Origin of the sequence: Flavobacterium sp. (assembly GCF_043720215.1) — a bacterium.
GTDB lineage: Bacteria > Bacteroidota > Bacteroidia > Flavobacteriales > Flavobacteriaceae > Flavobacterium.
Map to the genome: position 1 here is coordinate 1 of NZ_JAYSSZ010000128.1, position 4071 is coordinate 4071.

General features: G+C 30.6%; 6 protein-coding genes. 1 reads left to right on the plus strand and 5 read right to left on the minus strand.

Going from position 1 to position 4071, the window contains the following annotated elements:
• The 5 genes from ACHZC3_RS06105 to ACHZC3_RS06125 all read right to left on the minus strand — a co-directional run.
• A partial coding sequence (locus tag ACHZC3_RS06105; protein WP_394758990.1) for a triose-phosphate isomerase occupies positions 1-303 on the minus strand: 303 nt, incomplete at its 3' end.
• Entirely contained in the window at positions 303-797 is a 495-nt protein-coding gene (locus tag ACHZC3_RS06110; protein ID WP_394758991.1) for a TlpA family protein disulfide reductase, read from the minus strand. The genes ACHZC3_RS06105 and ACHZC3_RS06110, both read right to left, overlap by 1 nt.
• Before the next feature lie 31 nt (positions 798-828).
• A complete protein-coding gene (locus tag ACHZC3_RS06115) occupies positions 829-1929 on the minus strand; it encodes a MauE/DoxX family redox-associated membrane protein (RefSeq protein ID WP_394758992.1) in 1101 nt (366 codons plus the stop codon).
• Positions 1930-1986: 57 nt separating this feature from the next.
• Positions 1987-2424: a GNAT family N-acetyltransferase gene (locus tag ACHZC3_RS06120; RefSeq protein ID WP_394758993.1), complete on the minus strand. Its 438-nt coding sequence runs from the start codon at positions 2422-2424 to the stop codon at positions 1987-1989.
• A gap of 1 nt (position 2425) precedes the next feature.
• Positions 2426-2968 carry a DUF1599 domain-containing protein gene (locus ACHZC3_RS06125; protein WP_394758994.1) on the minus strand — a complete coding sequence of 181 codons (543 nt, stop codon included), beginning with the start codon at positions 2966-2968 and terminating at the stop codon, positions 2426-2428.
• 90 nt (positions 2969-3058) lie between these two features.
• Between ACHZC3_RS06125 and folP the strand changes: the two genes are divergently transcribed.
• A complete protein-coding gene (folP, locus tag ACHZC3_RS06130) occupies positions 3059-3886 on the plus strand; it encodes a dihydropteroate synthase (protein WP_394758995.1) in 828 nt (275 codons plus the stop codon).
• Positions 3887-4071 lie beyond the last annotated feature (185 nt).

A 4071-nucleotide genomic window follows, 5' to 3' on the forward strand; every position in this document is an offset into this window, starting at 1 on the left:
AATTGCTCTGCGTTCTGAATGCCCAAGTATTACAGTATTTACACCAATACTTTTTAACATATCTGCTGATATCTCTCCAGTATAAGCACCATTTTCTGCTTGATGCATATTTTGTGCTGCAACACGAATATTGGTAAATTCGGTATGATCAACAGCTGAAGCCAAATTAATAAATGTTGGCGCAATGATAATTTTTGTATCACTATCACTTGGCAATTTATCTATTAATTCGTTGATTAAATCTTCTGTCTCTTCAGAATTTTTATTCATTTTCCAATTTCCTGCTACAATTTTTGATCTCATTAGTTTAGGCTTTTTAGTAATGTATTTACTTTTTCATGATCCGTTTCGATGGCTTTGTATAAAGCTACTTTTCCAGTTTTATCAATAATGATATACCTTGGAATCCAGTTTAAATCGATTGTTTTTGCAAAAGCGCCTTTCATACCATCAGGAATTAAATAATGATCTCCTTTTAGCTCATGCTTTTCAATTCCTTTTGCCCAAGCTTCTGTAGTTTTGTCGCAAGAAAGAAAGACAAAATCGGCATTAGTATGTGTTGCTTGTAACTCCTTAATATTTGGAACATTTTTTACACAATCACTACACCATGAAGCCCAAATTTCTATAACTACAGTTTTACCATTGTGTTTTTTTAGAATGTCTGCTAAATTTGTTTCACTACCATCGAACGCAAGTAATTTATTTGATAAAGCTTCTGAGCTTAAATCTGTTTGAGCATTTGAACAAGAAATATTCAATAGTATGACTGATAATAAAGCGATTAATTTTTTCATTTTTTCTGTTTTTATTAATGATTAAAATATTTTATTTTTTTAATTCTGAAAATGGTTTGTTAATTAGTTCTTGGTAATCAACTGGATTAAACTTGTTGTCAGCAATACCATTGTAATATTTATAAGTATTTCCGTTCCATAAATATTTTACACCTGGTGTATCTTTTCCAGTTCCAAGAATATTCCAAAATGGAATAATTTCTATTATTTTATAAGGATATTCTGCACCGGCTTCTTTAAAAAAGGCAGGAATTAAATCTGCTTCTTCATTCATAAATATAACTAAAATTTCAGGGAAATTTGCGTTTTTTTGTTTTAATTCTGTTAGTTCTTTTGCTGCTGTACGACAATGATCGCAACCAGGAACAAAAAAGCATAATGTTTTTCTTCCTGAATCTATTTTTGGAAATAATTTAGCATAACCTGATTTTACTTTTGCTGGTTCTGTAGTAGAAATAACTTCTTCTTTTTTTATTGAAATTTCTTTTTTAATAGAATCAACTTTTACAGAAGTAACAACAGAATCGCTTATAACTGGAATACTATTTTCAACTGTAGCACTATCAATTACAGTGTTAGTTTCGGGAGTTACAATATAATCGCTAGTTACCTTTTTTATTGGTGCTAATAAAAATATTGACACTATTGTAGCCAATGTTATAAGAGCAACTATCCAAAATTTTGAATATAATTTATCTCTATCTAGTAATTTATATAGTCCCAAAAGCAATCCAACGGCTATTATGTTTTTTACAATTGCCTCTATAGGCGTCATTGGGATTAACTCACCAAAACAACCGCAATTTCCCGAGTTTCCACCACTAGCAAAAGTCACATAAGACAAATGACCGATAAAAACGGCTAATAATAAAATGGTTATGGGAATAATTATTTTTTTTAAAAAATTATTTTGAAGGATTAGAATCCCTAATGCTAATTCGATTCCAATTAATATTCTTGAAAACCAAGGTGCAATTATTTCCGAAAAACCTAGCGGATATAATTGTTTCACTTCGAATGTTGAAATAGCAAAATAAGGTGACGGATACATTTTAGCAACGGCCGAAATGATAAATAAAAAAGAAATTATAATTCTAATTCCCCAAGATAAAAAAGATTTGGTGTTTCCCATTTTTAGTGTTTTATACAAATATAATGTGTCCTTGCTTTATGTTTTGTTAATGAATTGTTATTTACTAGACCAACTTTCAAAAGTCATTTCAAATTTAATTTCTTTAGTCCCATGAAGTCCAATTTCTTTCCAGCCAGATTTTCTGTAAAAACTTTCGGCTCTAGTATTGAAAGCCGTACCAAGCCATACATTTTTTTTCGTCTGACTGAAATACCAATTAAGCATGGTGTCATGTAATTTTCTTCCAATGCCTTGTTTCTCAAAATTAGGGTCCAAAAATAATGCCCAAATATTGTTTTCTTTTAAATCTACTATTGCAAATCCAACAATTTGATCGTCTATTTCGCAAACCCAACCTTTTCCTCTTTCAAATAAAAATTCTTCGCAATCTATGTCTGTTACTAAATCTGGATTAGATAAAATATTCTCTTTAACAGAATTTCTTACGACTTGAATTTGTCTTATATCTTCAATTTTTGCTTCTCGAACTAACATTTTATTTTTTGAAATCCATTAAAATCAATGCGAAAACTGCGTAGTTTATCATGTCTTGATAATTTGCATCTATACCTTCTGAAACCAATGTTTTCCCTTTATTATCTTCAATTTGCTTTACTCTAAGAATTTTTTGTAAAATCAAATCGGTCAAGGAACTTACTCGCATATCACGCCAAGCTTCTCCGTAATCATGATTTTTATTTTCCATTAAATCTTTAGTAATCGAAATTTTTTCGTCATATAATTTTACAGCTTCACTTACGTCTAAATCGGGTTGAACAGCAATTCCTTTATCTAATTGTATCAATGCCATTATAGAATAATTGATAATCCCAATAAATTCTGAGCTTTCATCTTCATCTACTTTTCTTATTTCATTTTCTTGTAAACTGCGAATGCGTTGTGCTTTTATAAATATTTGATCGGTAAGTGATGGCAAACGTAAAATGCGCCATGCAGAACCGTAATCTTTCATTTTTTTGGTGTATAAATCTCGACAAATTGTGATGATTGCGTCGTATTGTTGCGCGGTTTTACTCATTATTAATTTATATTTGTATCAAATTTGTTCAAAAATAGAACTTTTTGGGCAATTTTAATATCAATAGCAACAACAATTTCAATATTCAAAATGACAATTAACTGCAAAGGACAACTTATCGATTTATCGATGCCAAAAGTAATGGGAATTTTGAACGTTACTCCAGATTCTTTTTATGATGGTGGAAGCTTTATTTTAGATAAAAATATTTTGCTTCAAGTTGAAAAAATGTTAACCGATGGCGCTGCTTTTATTGATATTGGTGGACAATCAAGCAAACCAAATGCAACTATTATTTCTGTTGATGAAGAGCTAAAAAGAATTGTTCCAGTTGTAGATTTAATTCTTAAAAATTTCCCAGAAGCAATACTTTCTATTGATACTTTTAACAGTAAAGTAGCTCAAATAGCTATCGAAAATGGTGCAGCAATAATCAATGATATTTCGGCAGGAAGCCTTGATGACAAAATGTTCGAAACGGTTGCCAAATTGCAAGTTCCATATATTATAATGCACATGCGTGGTACACCACAAACTATGCAACAAATGACAAATTATGACGATTTAGTCAAAGATATTTTGTTTTATTTTTCGGAAAAAGTGGCTAAAGCGAGAAGTTTTGGTATTAATGATTTGATAATTGATCCAGGTTTTGGTTTTGCTAAAACTGTCGAACAAAATTTTGAATTATTGAATAAATTAGATTTATTTCAAATGCTTGAATTGCCGATTTTAGTTGGTTTGTCTCGTAAATCGATGATTTATAAAACATTAGAAACTGATGCCGAAAATGCTTTAAACGGAACTTCGGTTTTAAACACAATTGCATTAACAAAAGGCGCAAATATTCTTCGAGTGCATGATGTTAAGGAAGCCATGCAATGTGTGAAGTTATATAATCAAATGTATGGCGTTTAAAAACTTCAGATTATACTTCCGCCCGCATTTTTTTTAGGTGCTGTTAGCGGTTCGTGCTTAATTTGTCGGAAGTGGTTTGTCTGTCTTAATATTTGCTTCGTATGGGCCGTACTGAATAGGGAAATTAAAAACGTCAATAGAAATTACCTTGTCTTTTTTGTCACGAATGAATTGAAATTTTTGTG

Excerpts from the sequence above, each read along its gene's own strand:
- ACHZC3_RS06110 (WP_394758991.1), bottom strand. The coding sequence starts at position 797 with ATGAAAAAATTAATCGCTTTATTATCAGTCATACTATTGAATATTTCT.
- ACHZC3_RS06125 (WP_394758994.1), bottom strand. The coding sequence starts at position 2,968 with ATGAGTAAAACCGCGCAACAATACGACGCAATCATCACAATTTGTCGA.
- folP (WP_394758995.1), top strand. The coding sequence starts at position 3,059 with ATGACAATTAACTGCAAAGGACAACTTATCGATTTATCGATGCCAAAA.
- ACHZC3_RS06120 (WP_394758993.1), bottom strand. The coding sequence starts at position 2,424 with ATGTTAGTTCGAGAAGCAAAAATTGAAGATATAAGACAAATTCAAGTC.
- ACHZC3_RS06115 (WP_394758992.1), bottom strand. The coding sequence starts at position 1,929 with ATGGGAAACACCAAATCTTTTTTATCTTGGGGAATTAGAATTATAATT.